We start from the raw sequence: 17,472 nt of genomic DNA on the forward strand, positions 1-17,472 counted from the left end.
TTCAGGTTCCGAGCGAGGAGAGGACGTCGCGCCGCAGCGCCACGCGCGCGGGATCGTCGTGCGCCGTGCGGTCGCGCGGGCGCGGCACCTCGCGTACGGCGGTCAGGCGGCCGTCCCCGAGGAGCGCCACGCGGTCGCCGAGGAAGAGTGCCTCGTCCACGTCGTGGGTGACGAAGACGACGGTCGCGCCCGTGCCCCGGAGCACCTCCACCAGCAGGTCCTGCATGCCGGCGCGGGTCTGGGCGTCGAGGGCGCCGAAGGGTTCGTCCATGAGGACGGCGCGGGGTGCTCCCGCGAGGGCGCGGGCCAGCTGGGCGCGCTGGCGCTGCCCGCCGGAGACGCGGTGCGGCAACTGCCGGGCGTGGTCGGCGAGTCCGACCCGGTCCAGCCAGGACTCGGCCTGTGCGCGGCGCTCGGCGCGCGGCAGGCCCTTGATGGCCAGCGGGAGTTCGACGTTGGCCCGCAGGGTGCGCCAGGGCAGGAGGGCGTCCTCCTGGAAGACCAGGGCACGTTCGGCGCCGGGGCCGGTGAGGGGCCGGCCGTCCTGGGCGACCTCGCCCGAGAGCAGGGGGAGGAGGCCGGACAGGGTGCGCAGCAGCGTGGACTTGCCACAGCCGGAGGAGCCGACGACGGTGAGGATCTCGCCGGGGACGATGTCCAGGTCGACGCCGGTGACCACGGGGGCGTCCGGCCGGCCGAGAGTGGCCTTCCGGAGGGTGAGGCGGGTGCCGCGCGGGGCGGACGGGGTCTGGGCCGCCGTGTCGAAGAGCGTGTCAGACGAGGTGCTCATCGCGTGCCTCCTCGGCCTCGGGTGCGGGTGCCTCGCGCAGGGGCGCGGGCGGGGTCGCGGCGCGCGGTGTCCTTGGCCGGGCCCCGGCGACGTACGACGTCCGCGGCAGCCAGCGCGTCAGCCGGCGCCCCAGCAGTTCCACGGCGGTGGACGTCAGCCAGCCGAGGACGCCGATGGTGACCATGCCGACGAAGACGCCCGCGTAGTTGACGACGGTGTAGTCCTGCCAGGTGCGGTAGCCGACGCCGTACTGGCCGGAGATCATCTCGGCGGAGATCACACAGATCCACGAGACGCCGATGCCGACGGACAGGCCGCCGAAGATGCCGGGCAGGGCGCCCGGCAGGACGACCGAGGCGAGGATCCGCCACCGGCCGCCGCCCATGGTCAGCACCGCCTCCTCCCATACGGGGGTCAGCGCGCGGACCGCGTGCCGGGTGGAGACCAGGACGGGGAAGAAGGCGGCGGTGAAGGTGATGAAGACGATGCCCTGCTCGTTGGAGGGGAACAGGAGGATCGCGACCGGGACGAGGGCGATCGCGGGGATCGGCCGGACGACCTCCAGCACCGGCCCGAGCAGGTCCTCGGCGAGGCGGGAGCGTGCCACGAGCACGCCCGTCGCCACGCCGAGCACCGCGGCGAGCAGGAAGCCGGTGAGGATGCGGGTGAGGCTGTCGGTGAGGTCCGTCCAGTAGTCGGGGCCGGACAGCCGGTCGGCGAAGGTGCGGGCCACGTCGGCGACCGTGGGGAACTGCGAGAAGCGCAGCCACAGATCGATGTCCAGGCTGGTCAGCAGCTGCCACACGCCGAGGGCGATCCCCAGCGAGGCCGCCCGCAGCGCGTACCGGCCGGCTTTCGGCAGGGGCCGGCTCATGACGCCTGCGCCAGCGCGTCGGCGTATGTGACGACCCGGGCGCCGCCGTGCGCCGAGACGTAGGCCCGCGCGGTCTCCGGGGCGACGAAGGGCAGCAGTTGGGTGCCGTCGGCCACCCAGACCGCCTTGTCGGCGAACCAAAGGGTGCCGGTGGTGGCGTCGGGGACGTAGGCGGCGCGGATGCCGTCCTTGTGCGCGGAGACGTAGGCGAGGAGCTCGGCCGGCGTCTTGAAGCTCCGGGTCGAGGAGGCGCCCTTGGGCCAGACCTCGCTCGCGGAGGCGGCGGGAGCAGCGGCGAGGCGCTCGGCGTAACCGGCTCCGAGGGCCTTCTTGACGTACTGGTCGTCGACGAAGGAGTCCACGTCGATGTCGCCGGTCAGCTTGGCCGCCTTCAGCACCGACACGTCCTGCTTCAGCGCGGAGACCAGCTGCGGTTTGACCGCCGGGTCGAAGGTGGCGATGCCGTGGGCGCCGTTGTAGAGGTAGACGACCTCGGCGGGCAGACCGGTGGCCTTCGCGACGGACTCGGCGGCGGCGACCGGGTGGTCGTTGAGGTAGTCGGTGGCCTCGGCCTGGGCCTTCAGGAACGCTTCCAGGACCGCCGGGCGCTTCGTGGCGAAGTCCTCGCGGGCGGTGACGCCGTGGAAGGTCGGCAGGTTCAGCTCGGCGCCGTCGTACAGGGCCTTCGCCTTGCCCTGGTAGGCGAGCAGTCCGGGCCAGGCGACGAACTGGGAGAGCGCGTCCGTACTACCCGCCGTCAGAGCCGAAGCGCCCACCGCGGGCTGCTGGTTGAGCTTCTCGATGCCCTTGTCCGGGTCGATGCCGGCCCGCTGGAGGGCGCGCACGAGGGTGCCGTCGGCGGCGGAACCGACGCTGGTGGAGACCTTCTTGCCCTTGAGGCCGGCGAGGGAGGCCAGTTTCGAGCCCGGGGAGGTGACGACGGTGTTGAGGCCGCCGCGGAGGTTGTAGCCCGTGACCGAGACCAGGCGGGTGGGCTTGCCGAGCTGCTTGCCGCGGGCCGCGTTGATGAGGAGCGGGAAGTCGCCCATCGAGCCGATGTCGATCTTCCCGGCGGTCATCTGGGCGGTGATCGGGGCGCCGGTGGCGTAGTCCTGCCAGTCGACCTTGTAGGTCTTGCCGTCGTGCAGGGAGTTGAGCTCCTTCTCGAAGTAGCCGAGGGAGCGCAGCAGGGTGCCGGCGGTGACCGTGTTGATGGTCTTGGACTGGTAGCCGACGGTGACGGTGACCGTGGAGCCGCCGTCCCCGGCCGCCGCGTTGCCGCCGCAGCCGGTGAGGGGGAGCAGGAGGAGTGCTGCGAGAGCTGCGAGTGGTGTGCGTTTCATGGGAGTTCTGGGCCTCTCACCGGAGCAGATAGGGCATGTTGACCGTGACGGCTCCGGTGGGACAGCGGGCCGCGCACGGGCCGCAGTACCAGCACTCGTCGACGTGCATGTAGGCCTTGCCGCTGCTGTTGTCGATGGCCAGCGAGTCCAGCGGGCACATGTCCACGCACAGGGTGCAGCCGTCGATGCACTTGGACTCGTCGATGGTCACGGGCACGTCGGCCCGCTGGGGCACCAAGGGCATGGCTGTCTCCAGGAAACGGCTCGGAAAGAGGTCAGAGGGAGCGGTGCAGCAGACCGCTCATGGTGATGCGGTCGCCACGGAAGCGGATGAACTCCAGGTCGACCGGGCGCCCGTCGGCGAGGTGCGTGAGGCGTTCCAGCATGAGAACGGCCGCGCCGCGCGGGGCCTCCAGTACGGCGGCGGAGTGCGCGTCCGCGTTCACCGCCTCCAGGGTGATCTCGGCGTGGCCGAGACCCTGGCCGGTGATCGTCTCCAGGAGGCGGAAGACGTCGGTGTTCTCCAGGTCGGCGCCGAGCAGTGCGGTGCCGAGGTCGAGCGGGATGTAGGTGAGGTCGAGGGAGAGGGGGAGGCCGTTCAGGCGGCGCAGACGTTCTATGTAGAGGACGTCGGTGCCGGGGTCGACCTGGAGGCGCTGGGCCACCGGGTGCGGAGCGGGGGCGGGGCCCATGGTGCGGACCTCGTTGGTGACCGTGCCGTGTTCGCGCAGGGTTTCCGCGAGGCCCATCAGACGGTCCAGGCCATGGGGGTACTTCTGGCCGACGATCACGGTGCCGACGCCGGGGAGGCGCTCGACCAGTCCTTCCGCGCGGAGCAGGTCCAGGGCTTCGCGGACCGTGTTGCGGGAGGCGCCGTAGTCGGCGGCGAGAGTCGTCTCGTGGGGAAGGGTGCCGCTCTCGAAGCCGCCGGTCAGGAGCTGGTGGCGTAGGAGATCGGCGAGCTGCCGCGCCTGGTCCGCACGCAGCCGGCGCCGGGCCCGGGCGGCGACGGTGGTCGCGCCCTGACCCGCGTGGTCCCGGATACGGTCGGTGGATGGCATGGCTGGAACCATAGCGAGCTGGTAGGAAAAGGAGTGTTGCGGGATTGTTGCGCCACCTGACGATGTGACGGTTTCAGGGCTGACCTGCGGTTTCTATGGCTGTGGGGTGAGATGTGCCACCTGCGGAAGACAACAGGCGAGGGTGGACCTACTCAGGGGCGCGGGGAACTGCGCGCCCAGCCCCCACCGGGCCCGCAGCCGAAACCCAACCCCACTGCCCCTACGCCAGCGCCGACAACCCCGGCCCAAAAACGATCAGCAACGGCAGCAACGGCACCAGCGCAGCCGTCGCAGACGTCAGCGCCCGCTGCCTGCGCAGCAACCGCGGCGGCGGCTCCAGCAGCCGATCCACCCGCTCACCCAGCAACCGATGACTGGACGCGCACGACAGCACCCCCCGATGCTGGTTCAACTCGATCAGCGCCAACGCCGTCGTCAGGTGACCGCACCGCCGCGACGCCGTGTCGTCCGCCGCCAGCTCCACCAGCCGGTGCGTCTGGTCGCAGAAGTGGGCGAACAGCGGTACCCGCGGAAACCCGGTGGCCAGCGCGGTCGAGAGGTGGAGCAGCCAGTCGTGGTGGGCCCGCGCATGGCCGCGCTCGTGGGTGAGGACGGCGTCCAGCTGGTGATCGGTCAGCCGGTGCAGCGCACCGGTCGTGACGATCAGCTGCGGCGGACTCCCCGGCATCCACCACGCGTCCGGGTACTCGTCCTCCAGCACCAGCAGCGGTCCGCGCGTCGCCGCCCCGAGCCCGGCCGGCAGATCCGGCGCGCGCTCCCGCAGATGCTCACGGGCCAGACCCCGGCGCCGCCGGGCCTCGACCAGTTCACGGGCCAGCATCGCCGTGGTCCACGCGGCCCCGGCCGCCAGCGCGAGGGTCGCGGCGACCGACCAGACCGGCGCGGCCGACAGGTCGTAGGCCGCGGTCACGGCCGGCGGCGCCGGGGCGAACACATGGTCGCGGACCGTGTGGAAGACGGCCGCCGCGCCCAGTACCAGCGCGGTCAGGCAGGACAGCAGGACCGTGGCGACCAGGCACTGCCACACCCACAGCCCGACCACCGGTTCCCGTTCGGGCCACGCGGCCCGGGTGAGCGCGCGCGGCACCGGCACGGCGGCCGCCACGGCGACGGTGCTCAGCAGGAGCAGGCAGAGTGTCATGCCACGGGCTCCGCATCCTGATCGGAGACAGGGGAGATGGGGCTGTGCGGTGGGACTGTGCGGTGAGGCGCTGCAGGGCGGTCGACACGTCGTCCACGTATGCCGCCCGTCGCCAGTATGCCGTGAGCGGACGCCCCGCGGCAGGACTCGAACAGCTCCGGACACCTCACACGACACCTCACACGTCCCCGGACACCACCCGTCCCACCACATCCCCCAGGCCCACCCGGACCCCGCCGGGGCCGGGAGCCCACGCCGACAGCGTCACCACGTCCCCGTCCTCGAGGAACGTCCGCTTGCCGTCGGGGAGTTCCAGCGCGTCCTGTCCGTTCCAGGTCAGCTCAAGGAGCGACCCCCGCTGGTCGGCGGAGGGACCGCTCACCGTGCCCGAGCCGTACAGGTCGCCCGTCCTGAGCGAGGCCCCGTTCACGGTCATGTGCGCCAACTGCTGGGCCGCCGTCCAGTACATGGTGGAAAAGGGCGGCTCCGACACCACATGGCCGTTGATCGCGACGGAGATCCGCAGGTCGTAGCCGCCCGGCTCCACGTCGGAGGCGGTGTCGTCCAGGTACGGCAGCAGCTCGTGCGTCCGCTCCGGCGGCGCCACCCGGGCCTCCTCCAGGGCGTCCAGCGGGGTGATCCACGCCGACACCGACGTGGCGAACGACTTGCCGAGGAACGGGCCGAGGGGAACGTACTCCCAGGCCTGGACGTCCCGCGCGGACCAGTCGTTGAGCAGGCACAGCCCGAAGACGTGCTCCCGGAAGTCACCGAGCCCGACCGGCCGGCCCAGCTCCGAGGGCGTCCCGACCACGAAGCCGACCTCGGCCTCGATGTCCAGCCGCACGGACGGCCCGAAGACGGGAGCCTCGTCGGCAGGGGCCTTCCGCTGCCCTGACGGCCGTACGACATCCGTCCCCGACACCACCACCGTGCCCGCGCGGCCGTGGTAACCGATCGGCAGGTGCTTCCAGTTGGGGGTCAGCGAGTCGGCGGCGTCGGGGCGGAAGATCCGGCCGACGTTTCGCGCGTGGTTCTCGGAGGCGTAGAAGTCGACGTAGTCCGCGACCTCGAAGGGGAGATGCAGGTCGACCGAGGACAGCGGGTGGAAGAAGGCCGCGATCGCCTCCTGGTGCGCCGGCACCGTCACCCACGCGGTCAGCGCGCGCCGCACGTCCGACCAGGCCGTGCGGCCGGCGGCGAGGAGCGCGCCCAGGGAGGGCCGGGCGAGCAGGGAGACGTACGGGGAGCCGAGGGCGGCGGCGGCCGCGCCCGCGTCGAGGACGTGGTCGCCGAGCCGGACGCCGACGGTCCGGTCGGCCGAGCCCGCCGGCGAGAAGACGCCGTAGGGAAGGTTGTGCGGGCCGAAGGGGTCGCCCTCGGGCACGTCGAACGGGACAACGAAGGGGGGCATGGGGTGCTGCCTCACTCTCGCGCGTGCCGTGCCGACCAGGTGGTCGCGGCACACGGTGCGGTCCGGGTGGTCGCGCCACACGTTACGGCCGAGTCGCCGGTCACGGGAGTGTCCAAAGGGCTGGCACTGTGGCTAAAGAGTTAGCAATGTCCCGTTAAGGGACGGTCGGAGGCTTCCATTCCGGCTTAGCGTCCTTTGCGAGCACGGACGGGATGGGTGGGATCGCGTCCGTGGGGGGACGCGTGGGGGGACCGTGGCCAGGAGTGCGAGCAGGAGCGCGAGCAGGGTGCCGTTCGAGGCCGACCGTGAGGTTCCGGCCCTGATCGTCAAGTTCGGCGACTATCCGCTGCACCACGGCGGAGTCGGCGCGATCCGCAGTCTGGGCCGCCTCGGCGTGCCCATGTACGCCATCACGGAGGACCGCTACACACCCGCGGCCGCTTCCCGGTACCTCACGCGCGCGTTCGTCTGGCCGACGACCGGCACCGAGGACCCCGGCCGGCTGGTCGAGGGACTGGTCCGGATCGGGCGCCGCATCGGCCGCCCCGCCGTCCTCGTGCCGACCGACGAGGAGGCGGCGGTCCTGATCGCCGAGCACCAGCGCGACCTCCTCGGCCGGTTCCTCTTCCCGCGCGTGGAGCCCGGCCTCATCCGTCGGCTGGCCAGCAAACAGGGCCTGCACGAACTGTGCGTGGAGCACGGCATCGCGAGCCCGCAGGCCGCCTTCCCGCAGTCGTACGACGACATCGTGGCCTTCGCCGAGAAGGCCCGCTTCCCGGTGGTGGCCAAGAACCGCGAGGCGTTCGTACGGCGCCGACGGCCCGCGGTGAGCGGCACCACGCGCATCACCACCCGTGAGCGGCTGCTCGCCCTCGCCCGTGACTGGGGCGAGCGGCCCGGGGTGATCCTCCAGGAATACCTGCCACGAGAGGAGGCCGAGGACTGGATCGTGCACGCCTACGTCGACGCCAACTCGACCCCGCTGGCCCTGTTCACCGGCGTCAAGGTGCGCTCCTGGCCGCCGCACGCGGGCATGACGGCCAACGCGTACGTCGTCGACAACCCGGAACTCGCGGACCTCGCCGCACGTTTCGTCAAACAGATCGGCTACACCGGCGTCATCGACCTCGACCTGCGCTTCGACCGGCGCGACGGTCAGTACAAACTGCTCGACTTCAACCCCCGCATGGGCGCCCAGTTCCGGCTCTTCGAGAGCGAGTCGGGGGTGGACGTCGTCCGCGCCATGCACCTGGACCTCACCGGGCGGCCCGTTCCGGAGGGGGAACAGCGGGCCGGGCACCGCTATGTCGTGGAGAACATCGACCTGCCCGCCCTGCTCGCCTACCGCCGCAGCGGCTATACGACCCCGCACGCGCCGGCGCGGCCCAGCGGGACCGAGCTGGCCTGGTTCGCGGGTGACGACCCGCTGCCGTTCCTCACCATGCTCGGGCGCTTCGTGCGGCCCGGTGCGAAGCATCTCTACCAGCTGTGGCGGACCAACCGCCGCGGCAGCGCGACCAGTTGAACAGCGGACCAGTTGAACAGCGGACCAGTTGAACAGCGGCACCACCACGAAGTGACGAAGTGACGTCCTGGGGAGGGACTTCGTGATCCAACCGGTAGCAGTCATCGGCGCCGGGCCCTTCGGCCTGTCGACCGCGGCCCATCTGCGGGCCCGTGGCATCCCCGTGCGCGTCTTCGGCGACCCCATGGTCAGCTGGCGCGACCACATGCCCGCGGGCATGCTCCTCAAATCGACCCCGGCCGCCTCCAGTCTCGACGCGCCCCAGCACGGGCACACCCTCGTCGACTACTGCGACGCGGCGGGGATCCCCCGGCTGGTGACGGACGAGGACATCGTCCCCGTCGAGACCTTCATCGCCTACGGCCAGTGGTTCCAGCAGAAACTGGTGCCCGAGCTGGAACAGGTGCGGGTGGTGTCCGTGGACCGCGGCGAGCGGGGGGACTTCCAGCTCAAACTCGACTCGGGGGAGTCGTTCACCGCGCGGGCGGTCGTCGTCGCCACCGGTCTCTCCGGGCTCTCCCACCTGCCCCGGGAGCTGGCCACCGCCATCCCCGACGGACCGGCGCCCACCGGCCCGGTCTCCCACAGCTCCCAGCACCACGACCTGACCCGCTACTCCGGCAAGGAGCTGATCGTCGTCGGCGCCGGGCAGTCCGCACTGGAGACGGCCGTCCTCGCGGCGGAGGCGGGCGCGCAGGTCAGGGTGGTCGCCCGCGGCCGCGGGCGCGTGGCCTTCGGCGCACCGCCGTGGAAGCAGCCGAGGCTGCGCCCCGAGTCGCCCTTCGGCCGGGCCTGGTCGCTGTGGGCCCTGACCTACTACCCGCACCCGTACCGTCGCCTGCCGGCCGGCGCCCGTCACTACCTGGTCCGACGGGTCCTCGGCCCGCTCGGCGCATGGTGGCTGCGCGACCGCTTCGAGGGCAAGGTCCAGGTCACCGAGGTGGACCGGATCCTCAAGGCGGACGCTTCGGAGGGACACCCGAGCCTGGAGGTCCTCACCGGCACCGGGACCCTGGACCGCCTCACCGCCGACCACGTCATCGCGGCCACCGGCTACCGCGTCGACCTCGCCGCGATGGACTTCCTCGGGCACGAACTGCGCACCGCCCTCGCGGTCAGCCGGGGCACGCCCAGGCTCGGCGCCGGATACGTCTCCTCCGTCCCCGGCCTGTACTTCACCGGCCTGCCGGCGGCGGCGTCCTACGGCCCGGTGATGCGCTTCGTGTGCGGCACGGAGTTCGCCTCCCCGAGGCTGGCCCACCACTTGGCGGGGGCCCACGGGTAGGTCAGTCGGGCGGTCGGTGTCGACGCCTTGCCTGGCTGCCTCTCCGGGCGGTCTGTGTTCAGGCCGTGCCGGGGCGGTTCGTGTTGACGTTGTGGTCCGGCGGTCCATGGCGACGACCTTGCCGGGCGGTCTGTGCTGACGTCGTGTCGGGGCGATCTGTGCTCGCGTCGTGCCCGGCGTCCCACGCCTACGGCCTTTCCGGCGGTCCATGGCTCGGTCTGCCCGGGCGGTTCTTGCTGACACGCTGCCCGAGAGACCATGCCGAGGCCCGGCCCGTCGGACGGCGTGAACCCTGTGGCGGTCGGACCATGCCGAGGCGCCGCCCGTCGGACCGCGTGAACCCTGTTGCGGTCGGACCGCGCCAACCTCCGGCCGGTCGGACCGCGTGAACCCTGTGGTGGTCGGGCCATGTCGAGGCCCGGCCCGGCGGATCACGCCAACCCGTGGCTGTCGGGCCATGGCGAGGCCCCGCCTGTCGGGCCGCGCCAACCCCGTGGCCGTCGGACCACGCCAACCTCCGGCCCGGCGGCCACGTCCCCCCGGCGGACCCGGCCGACGTCACGGGTTCCGGGCGGACCACCCCGACACCGCGGGGCCCCGGCACGCCCGGCTGCCGGGTTGCCGTCACCCGCGCCCGCCCGGGAGGGCACGGCACCCTCACCCGCCCTCACGAGGCGCACACCTCCTTCAGACGGTCGGCCGCCGCGTCGATCCTGGTGGAGTCGGGGGCGGTGTCGCCGTTGAGGATGGACCTGTTGTAGTCCTCGATCGCCTTGTCGAGGTCCTTGACGGCCTTGCCGACCTCGCTGTCCCCCGAGTCGTCCCGGACCTTGTTGATCTCGTCGACGTTCTTGGCGATCGTGGCGATGGATTCGGCGGTCTTCGAGGGATCCTTCACCGCGTCCCACCCGGCTTCGTGGATGGCCTTGACGCTGTCCGCGATCGTGTCGGCGTGGGACACGCAGTCCAGCGAGTTGTCCACGCTGTCCGGGTCGCAGCCGGTGGCGAGGACGACCGTGAGGGCGGTGGCGATGGTGAGGCTACGGCGACGGCGCATGGCTGTGGCCAACCTTTCTCGGGGCGGGATGCGACGGGCGGGATTCGATGCCGTTCACGATTCCGCCACCCGGCCGCGGCCACGAGGGAGCTGACCACCGTATGCGGGGTGTACCGCCCTACACCCCGCGCACCCGCTGCACCCCGCACCCGGTGCACTAGGACCGATAACGCCCCAGCGTCCGCAGCCCCGGCAGCGCCCTGTCCTGGAAGTCGAACAGCGCCAGGTTCTCCCACGCGTTGCCCGAGGACGGGTCCGCCGGGTCCCAGCCGTTCCCCGCGCGGTAGGTCCACAGGCCCTCCCAGTAGCAGTAGCCGAGGCCCTGCCCGCCCGGCACACCCGCGGCGAGGTCGGCCACCGCGCGTACCCAGGCGGCCTGGCCCTCGGGCGTCGCCGGGTAGCCGTCGGTCAGCTGCGAGGGGCTGTTCATGATGTCGTTGACGTCGTCCTCGCTCTCCAGCGTGAACGGGTACGCCGTCTCGGCGATCACGCACGGCTTGCCGTAACGCGCGGTGACGTCGGCCATGTTGGCGGCCGCGTCCGCGATCGGGCCGTGCCAGAAGGGGTAGTAGGAGAGCCCGATGATGTCGAAGTCGACGCCGTACGACAGGACGTTGTCGAACCACCAGCGGTACAGCCCGTTGTCGCCGCCGTTCGCCAGGTGCAGGATCGTGCGGACGCGCGGGGTGGTGTCGCGGGCCGCGCTCAGACCGGCCTTGAGGAAGGCGGTCATGGTGTCGAAGTGCTCCCAGTTGCCCTCGGGCCAGATCAGGCCGCCGTTCAGCTCGTTGCCGATCTGCACCAGCTGAGCCGGGGTGCCCTGCCGCTTCAGTGCGCCGAGGACGTCGGCCGTGTGGTCGTAGACCGCCCTGGTCAGGCCCGCCACGTCCAGGCCCGCCCAGGCGGCCGGCTTGGTCTGGTGCGCCGGGTCGGCCCAGCTGTCGGAGTAGTGGAAGTCGATCCAGATGCCGACCCCGGCCCGCTTGAGGCGGCGGGCCAGCGGCAGGATGTGCGCCTTGTTGTTGTAGCCGTCGGCCGGGTTCACCCACACCTTGAGGCGCGCGTGGGTGACGCCGGCCTGTGCGAGAAGACGGACCGGGTCCTCGCGGCGGCCGTCGGCCGTGCGGTACACGGCGCCGTGGTCCTCGTTCTTCGGCAACGAGGAGATGTCCACGCCCCGGATGTCCAGACACCCCCGCCGGACGGCGGCCGGCGCGGCCACGGCCGGCGCCGCCCCCAGTACGGGAACGGCCAGCGCGGCGGCTCCGGCAGCGGTGAGAACACTGCGTCTGCGCATCTCAAAGGGTCCTTTCGCGGACGGTCACGGGGTTACCGGCTCTGCGGTGCCTTCGGCGGCCGGGGAAGGGCCGGTGGAGCAACCGGGGAAGGGCCAGGAGGAGGTTGGGGGGAAGGGTCGGGGGACGGGGTGGGGGAGCGGGGTGAGGGGAGTCGGCGAAACGCCGGACGACCAAGGAAAACCCTCATTTTCTGTGATCGTGCACAGCTCCCCTCACGCTCCCCTCACCCCTGTCATCGGCGGGCAACAAGTAGGTAACCCCACGCTCCCGCCATTGACAAGGGGCCGAAACAATTCTCTACTGTGCACGATCACAGAGCCGCGCGGCCCTCGCGCACAGCCTCTCGGTCACGTCCGCAGAACCTCCCCCCACGGCGGTTGCCGCGTACGCGGATGTCCGAGACCGGCTGGTTCCAAGTCAGGGGAGATGTAGATGTCGATCAACCGCCGCCAGATCAGCAGGCGCAGCATCCTTGCCGGGGCCACAGCCCTCGGCCTCACGAGCACCCTCGCCGCCTGCGGCGGTTCCGACGACAAGGACTCCGGCGCGAGCAGCGGGCCCGTCAAGCTGACCTACTGGTCGTGGGCGCCGAACATGGAGAAGGTCGCCGCGATCTGGAACAAGAAGAACCCGGACATCACCGTCACCGTGTCCAAGCAGGCCAGCGGTCAGGAGATCCTGTCCAAGCTGATCACCGCGAAGAAGGCCGGCAACGCCCCCGACCTCATCCAGGTCGAGTACCAGTCGCTGCCCACCCTGGTCTCCAACGACGTCCTCGCCGACATCTCCAAGTACGCCGGTGACACCAAGTCCGCGTTCGCCGAGGGTCTGTGGGGCATGGTCACCCTCGGCTCGGACGCGCTCTACGCGATCCCGCAGGACTCCGGCCCGCTGATGTTCTACTACCGCGAGGACCTCTTCAAGAAGCACGGACTGAGCGTCCCGAAGACCTGGACGGAGTTCGCCGAGACCGCCCGCGCCGCCAAGAAGGCCGTCCCGGACGCCTACTTGACCACCTTCTCGGCCAACGACCCCGGTCTGTTCGCGGGTCTCGCCCAGCAGGCCGGCGGCAAGTGGTGGACCGTCGACTCGGCCGGCAAGTGGACCGTCGGCATCGACGACGCGGCCACCAAGCAGGTCGCCGAGTTCTGGGGCGGGCTCGTGCAGGAGGGCGTCATCGACAACCAGCCGATGTACACCCCGGCCTGGAACAACGCCCTCAACAAGGGCACCCACCTCGCCTGGGTCTCCGCCGTCTGGGCGCCCGGGGTGCTGGTCTCCTCCGCGCCCGACACCAAGGGCAAGTGGCGCATGGCCCCGCTGCCGCAGTGGAAGTCCGGCGAGAACGTCACCGGCAGCTGGGGCGGTTCCTCCACCGGTGTCTCCACCGACTCCAAGCATGCCGAGGCCGCCGCCAAGTTCGCCACCTGGCTGAACACCGACCCGGAGGCCCTTGCCGCCCTGGTCAAGGAGGTCGCGATCTACCCGGCCGCCACGAAGGGCCAGTCCGGGAACGTCCTGACCACGCCGGAGTTCTTCTCCAATCAGGCGGACTTCTACACGACGGCCGGCCAGATCGCCGCGACCACCGCCGCCGCGGCCTGGGGCCCCAACGTCAACACGGCCTACACCACCTTCCAGGACGCCTTCGGCAAGGCCACCAAGTCGAAGAAGGAGTCCCAGTTCGACTCGGCCCTCGCCACCGTGCAGTCGAAGACCTTCTCCGACATGAAGAAGCAGGGCTTCGAGGTGACCGAGGCATGACCAGCGCTCCGCTCAAGGGCTCCGACCTCATCGAGGCCGGGCCCTTGGCGGACGGCACCGGCACCGCCCCGTCCGTCCGCCCCAGCCGCCCCCGCCGCCGTGGTCGCGGTCGCAGCGCACCGTACTGGTTCCTGGTGCCCACCCTGACCCTCTTCGCCGCCTTCACCGTGGTGCCCATCGGGTACGCGATCTGGCTGAGCCTGCACAAGGTCCAGGTCAAGGGCATCGGCCTCGGCAAGGGTGCCCGCTCACAGGTGTGGAACGGCATCGGCAACTACACCGACGTCCTCAACGACTCCGAGTTCGGCCACAGCGTGCTGCGCGCCTTCGGATACGGCCTCATCGTCATCCCGACCATGCTGGGCCTCGCGCTGCTGTTCGCGCTGATGCTGGACACCCCGAAGGCACGCAGCGCGCCCTTCGCCCGGCTGATGATCTTCCTGCCGTACGCGGTGCCGGGCATCATCGCCGCCCTCATGTGGGGCTTCCTGTACCTGCCGGACGTCAGCCCCTTCTACTACCTGCTGGACAAGTTCGGCCTCCCGCAGCCCGACCTGTTCGACGGCGGCAACCTGTACCTCTCCTTCGCCAACATCGCGGTCTGGGGCGGCACCGGCTTCAACATGATCGTCATCTACACCGCCCTCAGGGCGATCCCGGCTGACATCTACGAGGCGGCCAGGATCGACGGCGCGACCAATCTGAGCATCGCCCTGAAGATCAAGATCCCGATCGTGATGCCCTCCCTGGTGCTCACCTTCTTCTTCTCGGTGATCGCCACCCTCCAGGTCTTCACCGAGCCCATGGCCCTCAAGCCGCTCACCAACGGCCTGCCCAGCTCGTGGAGCCCCCTGATGGCCATCTACGACAAGGCCTTCCTCCAGTCCGACATCTACGGCGCCTCCGCCACCGCGGTCGTCCTGGCCCTGGCCACGTTCGTCCTCTCCTTCACCCTGCTGCGCATCTCCGACCGCTACACCCGGGAGGACCGGGCATGACCCCCCTCACCCTCACCGCCGGCCCCAAGGCCGCCCGCCGCACCGCCTGGGTGCCCACGATCGTCCTGATCCTCGGCGCGCTGTACTGCCTGATCCCCATCGCCTGGGTGGTCGTCGCGGCGACCAAGGACCGGTCCGAGCTCTTCTCCACCTTCACCCTCGCCCCCGGCACCGGCCTCTTCCAGAACCTGAGCGACCTGACCGCCTACCGCGACGGCATCTTCTGGCGCTGGATGGCCAACTCGGCCTTCTACGCCGGTCTCGGCGCCCTGCTCTCCGCCGCGGTCTCCGCCGCCGGCGGCTACGCGCTCGGCCGCTACAGCTTCCGCGGCCGTGAGGCCATCTTCAAGATGATCCTGGCCGGCGTCCTGGTGCCGTCGATCGTGCTGGCCGTACCGCAGTACCTGCTGCTGTCGAAGCTCGGCATGGCCGACTCGTACTGGTCGATGCTGCTGCCGTCGATCCTGTCGCCGTACGGCGTCTACCTGGTCCGCATCTACGCGGCCGCGTCCGTGCCCGCCGAACTCATGGAGGCCGCCCGCATGGACGGCGCCAGCGAGTGGCGGATCTTCTCGCGGATCGCCGTACCGATGATGATGCCCGGGCTGATCACGGTGTTCCTCTTCCAGTTCGTCGGCATCTGGAACAACTTCCTGCTGCCCTTCGTCATGTTGGCCGACGACGAGAAGTTCCCGATCACCCTCGGCCTGTACACGCTGCTCGCCCAGGGCGCCTCGCAGCCCGCGCTCTACACCCTGGTCATCACCGGATGCCTGCTCGCGATCCTGCCGCTGATCGGGCTCTTCCTGGTGATCCAGCGGTTCTGGTCGCTGGACCTGATGAGCGGCGCGGTCAAGGCCTGAGGCCCAGGCCCACTTTCACGAACGAGGAACATGACCACCAGCGCGAACGGACGCCGAAGGCCCCCGACCATCCACGACGTGGCCCGGGAGGCGGGCGTCTCGCGGGGCACCGTCTCCCGCTTCCTGAACGGCGGCCACTACGTCTCGGCCGCCGCCCGGCGGTCGGTCGAGGCCGCCATCAGGAAGACCGGCTACGTGGTCAACCGGCACGCCCGCAGCCTCAGTACGGGCCGGTCGGACTCGGTGGCGTTCCTGCTGACCGAGCCGCAGGAGAAGTTCTTCGAGGACCCCAACTTCAACATCCTGCTGCGCGGTTGCACCGAACGGCTCGCCCAGCACGACATCCCGCTGCTGCTGATGCTGGCCGAGAGCGACGACGACCGGCGCCGGCTGACCCGGTACATCACCTCGGGCCACGTCGACGGGGTGCTGCTGCTCTCCAACCACAGCGGTGACCCGGTCGCGGCCGAACTGCACCACGCCGGGATCCCGTTGGTGGTCTGCGGCAAGCCGATAGGGCGGGGGACCAAGGTGAGTTACGTGGCCGCCGCCGACCGGGAGGGCGCGCAGGACATGGTCCGCCATCTCCTCGCGGGCGGCCGCCGACGCATCGGCATGGTCACCGGGCCGCTGGACATGCCGGGCGGCCCCGACCGCCTCGCCGGCTACCGGGACATGCTCGCCGAGGCCGGGCTGCCCTACGACCCGGCGCTCGTCGTCGAGGGCGACTTCCGGCGCAGCGGCGGCGAACGGGCCGCCCGCAGCCTGCTGGCCCAGGCCCCGGACCTGGACGCGGTGTTCGTCGCCTCGGACCTCATGGCCCTCGGCGTCGTGGGCGTCCTTCAGCAGGCCGGGCGTGCGGTGCCGGAGGACATCGCTGTCGGCGGCTTCGACGACTCCCCGGCGGCCACCGCCATCGCCCCCGCCCTGACCACCATGCGCCAGCCCTTCGACCGCATCAGCGCCGAGATGGTCCGCATGCTGCTGGCCCAGATCGCCGGCGAGGACACGGCCGGAGTGATCCTCCCGACGGAACTGGTGGTCCGGGACTCGGCATAGGCGAATGGGACGGAGCGCCAGCGGCCCGCTCTGCGGCACCCCGGAGCGGCAGCGGCCCCGCTCTGCGGCACCCCGGAAGCGGAACGCACGTCAACGGATGTGAAAGCAGCAGCCGTCCGGTTCGCGTCGAGTCGCGGGGGCCAACCATCCGTATTCTCTGATCATGGCCGCCTCCCCCGCATATGCCCTGATCGCCACCGACCTGGACGGCACGCTGCTGCGCGCCGACGACACCTTCTCCGACCGGTCGTTGGCCGCGCTCGCCCGGGTGGCCGCGGGTGGGGCCCGGCATCTCGTCGTGACGGGACGGCCGGCGCCCAGAGTGCGGCCCCTGCTCGACGACCTCGGCAGCACGGGGCTCGCGGTGTGCGGACAGGGCGCGCAGGTGTACGACGCCGGCGCGGACCGTCTGCTCTGGTCGGTGACCCTGGACCGGGAGCTGGCCGAGACCGCGCTGGGCAAGATCGAGGCCGAGGTCGGTCAGGTGTACGCGGCTGTGGACCAGGACGGTGTCGACGGGCTCACGCTCATCGAACCGGGCTATCTGATGCCCCACCCGACCCTGCCCGCCGTACGGGTCGGCCGGCGCGACGACCTGTGGTGCGAGCCGATCAGCAAGGTGCTGCTGCGCCACCCCTACCTGTCCGACGACGAGTTGGCGGTCACGGCGCGTTCGGTGGTGAGTTCGCTGGCGACGGTCACCATGTCGGGGCCCGGGACCGTCGAACTCCAGCCATGCGGCATCACCAAGGCGACGGGCCTCGCGCTGGCCGCCGGACACCTGGGCCTGGGGCCGGAGACGACGATCGCCTTCGGGGACATGCCCAACGACATCCCCATGTTCGACTGGGCGGCCCGTGGCGTGGCGATGGCCAACGCCCACCCCGAACTCAGGGCCGTGGCCGACCAGGTGACCCTGTCGAACGAGGACGACGGCGTCGCCGTCGTCCTCGAAGGACTGTTCCGTGAGGCCTAGTTC

General features: G+C 71.1%; 16 protein-coding genes. 7 read left to right on the forward strand and 9 right to left on the reverse strand.

Features of this window, described 5'->3' with window-relative positions:
* Window position 1: 1 nt before the first annotated feature.
* The 7 genes from ACFVYN_RS19210 to fahA form a co-directional block, all read right to left on the reverse strand.
* Window positions 2-790, reverse strand: a complete 789-nt coding sequence (locus ACFVYN_RS19210) for an ABC transporter ATP-binding protein (RefSeq protein ID WP_389999814.1) — start codon at window positions 788-790, stop codon at window positions 2-4.
* On the reverse strand, window positions 774-1,664 hold the full coding sequence (locus ACFVYN_RS19215; RefSeq protein ID WP_389999817.1) for an ABC transporter permease: 891 nt from the start codon (window positions 1,662-1,664) through the stop codon (window positions 774-776). Before ACFVYN_RS19215 ends, ACFVYN_RS19210 begins: the two co-directional genes overlap by 17 nt.
* Entirely contained in the window at window positions 1,661-3,007 is a 1,347-nt protein-coding gene (locus ACFVYN_RS19220) for an ABC transporter substrate-binding protein (RefSeq protein WP_389999820.1), read from the reverse strand. The genes ACFVYN_RS19215 and ACFVYN_RS19220 overlap by 4 nt, the downstream gene beginning before the upstream one ends.
* A 16-nt stretch (window positions 3,008-3,023) precedes the next feature.
* Window positions 3,024-3,251, reverse strand: coding sequence for a ferredoxin family protein (locus tag ACFVYN_RS19225; protein WP_007383981.1), 228 nt, complete (start codon window positions 3,249-3,251; stop codon window positions 3,024-3,026).
* 31 nt (window positions 3,252-3,282) lie between these two features.
* Window positions 3,283-4,068, reverse strand: coding sequence for a GntR family transcriptional regulator (locus ACFVYN_RS19230; protein ID WP_389999823.1), 786 nt, complete (start codon window positions 4,066-4,068; stop codon window positions 3,283-3,285).
* Window positions 4,069-4,288: 220 nt separating this feature from the next.
* A complete protein-coding gene (locus ACFVYN_RS19235) occupies window positions 4,289-5,230 on the reverse strand; it encodes a M56 family metallopeptidase (RefSeq protein WP_389999826.1) in 942 nt (313 codons plus the stop codon).
* Between the two features lie 178 nt (window positions 5,231-5,408).
* Window positions 5,409-6,644, reverse strand: a complete 1,236-nt coding sequence (fahA, locus tag ACFVYN_RS19240; protein ID WP_389999829.1) for a fumarylacetoacetase — start codon at window positions 6,642-6,644, stop codon at window positions 5,409-5,411.
* Window positions 6,645-6,930: 286 nt separating this feature from the next.
* On the opposite strand from fahA, the gene ACFVYN_RS19245 reads away from it, so the two are divergent.
* Window positions 6,931-8,169 (forward strand): ATP-grasp domain-containing protein, encoded by a 1,239-nt coding sequence (locus tag ACFVYN_RS19245; protein WP_389999831.1) that lies wholly within the window; start codon window positions 6,931-6,933, stop codon window positions 8,167-8,169.
* 82 nt (window positions 8,170-8,251) lie between these two features.
* Window positions 8,252-9,454 carry an FAD-dependent oxidoreductase gene (locus ACFVYN_RS19250; protein WP_389999834.1) on the forward strand — a complete coding sequence of 401 codons (1,203 nt, stop codon included), beginning with the start codon at window positions 8,252-8,254 and terminating at the stop codon, window positions 9,452-9,454.
* Between the two features lie 667 nt (window positions 9,455-10,121).
* Here the strand turns inward: ACFVYN_RS19250 and ACFVYN_RS19255 are convergent.
* Window positions 10,122-10,511, reverse strand: coding sequence for a hypothetical protein (locus ACFVYN_RS19255; protein ID WP_389999837.1), 390 nt, complete (start codon window positions 10,509-10,511; stop codon window positions 10,122-10,124).
* Between the two features lie 157 nt (window positions 10,512-10,668).
* Window positions 10,669-11,808 carry an arabinogalactan endo-beta-1,4-galactanase gene (locus tag ACFVYN_RS19260; RefSeq protein WP_389999840.1) on the reverse strand — a complete coding sequence of 380 codons (1,140 nt, stop codon included), beginning with the start codon at window positions 11,806-11,808 and terminating at the stop codon, window positions 10,669-10,671.
* 433 nt (window positions 11,809-12,241) lie between these two features.
* Here ACFVYN_RS19260 and ACFVYN_RS19265 point away from each other — a divergent pair, with 433 nt between their 5' ends.
* The 5 genes from ACFVYN_RS19265 (at window position 12,242) to ACFVYN_RS19285 (ending at window position 17,469) form a co-directional block, all read left to right on the forward strand.
* Complete coding sequence (locus ACFVYN_RS19265; RefSeq protein WP_389999843.1) at window positions 12,242-13,573, forward strand: ABC transporter substrate-binding protein; 1,332 nt, start codon at window positions 12,242-12,244, stop codon at window positions 13,571-13,573.
* Window positions 13,570-14,571, forward strand: a complete 1,002-nt coding sequence (locus tag ACFVYN_RS19270) for a carbohydrate ABC transporter permease (RefSeq protein WP_389999846.1) — start codon at window positions 13,570-13,572, stop codon at window positions 14,569-14,571. Before ACFVYN_RS19265 ends, ACFVYN_RS19270 begins: the two co-directional genes overlap by 4 nt.
* Window positions 14,568-15,434, forward strand: a complete 867-nt coding sequence (locus tag ACFVYN_RS19275) for a carbohydrate ABC transporter permease (protein WP_389999849.1) — start codon at window positions 14,568-14,570, stop codon at window positions 15,432-15,434. The genes ACFVYN_RS19270 and ACFVYN_RS19275 overlap by 4 nt, the downstream gene beginning before the upstream one ends.
* A gap of 30 nt (window positions 15,435-15,464) precedes the next feature.
* A complete protein-coding gene (locus ACFVYN_RS19280; protein ID WP_389999852.1) occupies window positions 15,465-16,493 on the forward strand; it encodes a LacI family DNA-binding transcriptional regulator in 1,029 nt (342 codons plus the stop codon).
* A 163-nt stretch (window positions 16,494-16,656) separates the two neighbouring features.
* Window positions 16,657-17,469 (forward strand): HAD family hydrolase, encoded by an 813-nt coding sequence (locus ACFVYN_RS19285; protein ID WP_389999854.1) that lies wholly within the window; start codon window positions 16,657-16,659, stop codon window positions 17,467-17,469.
* The last annotated feature ends 3 nt before the right edge of the window (window positions 17,470-17,472 follow it).

The sequence above is a fragment of the Streptomyces sp. NPDC058307 genome, assembly GCF_042880295.1.
Lineage (GTDB): Bacteria > Actinomycetota > Actinomycetes > Streptomycetales > Streptomycetaceae > Streptomyces.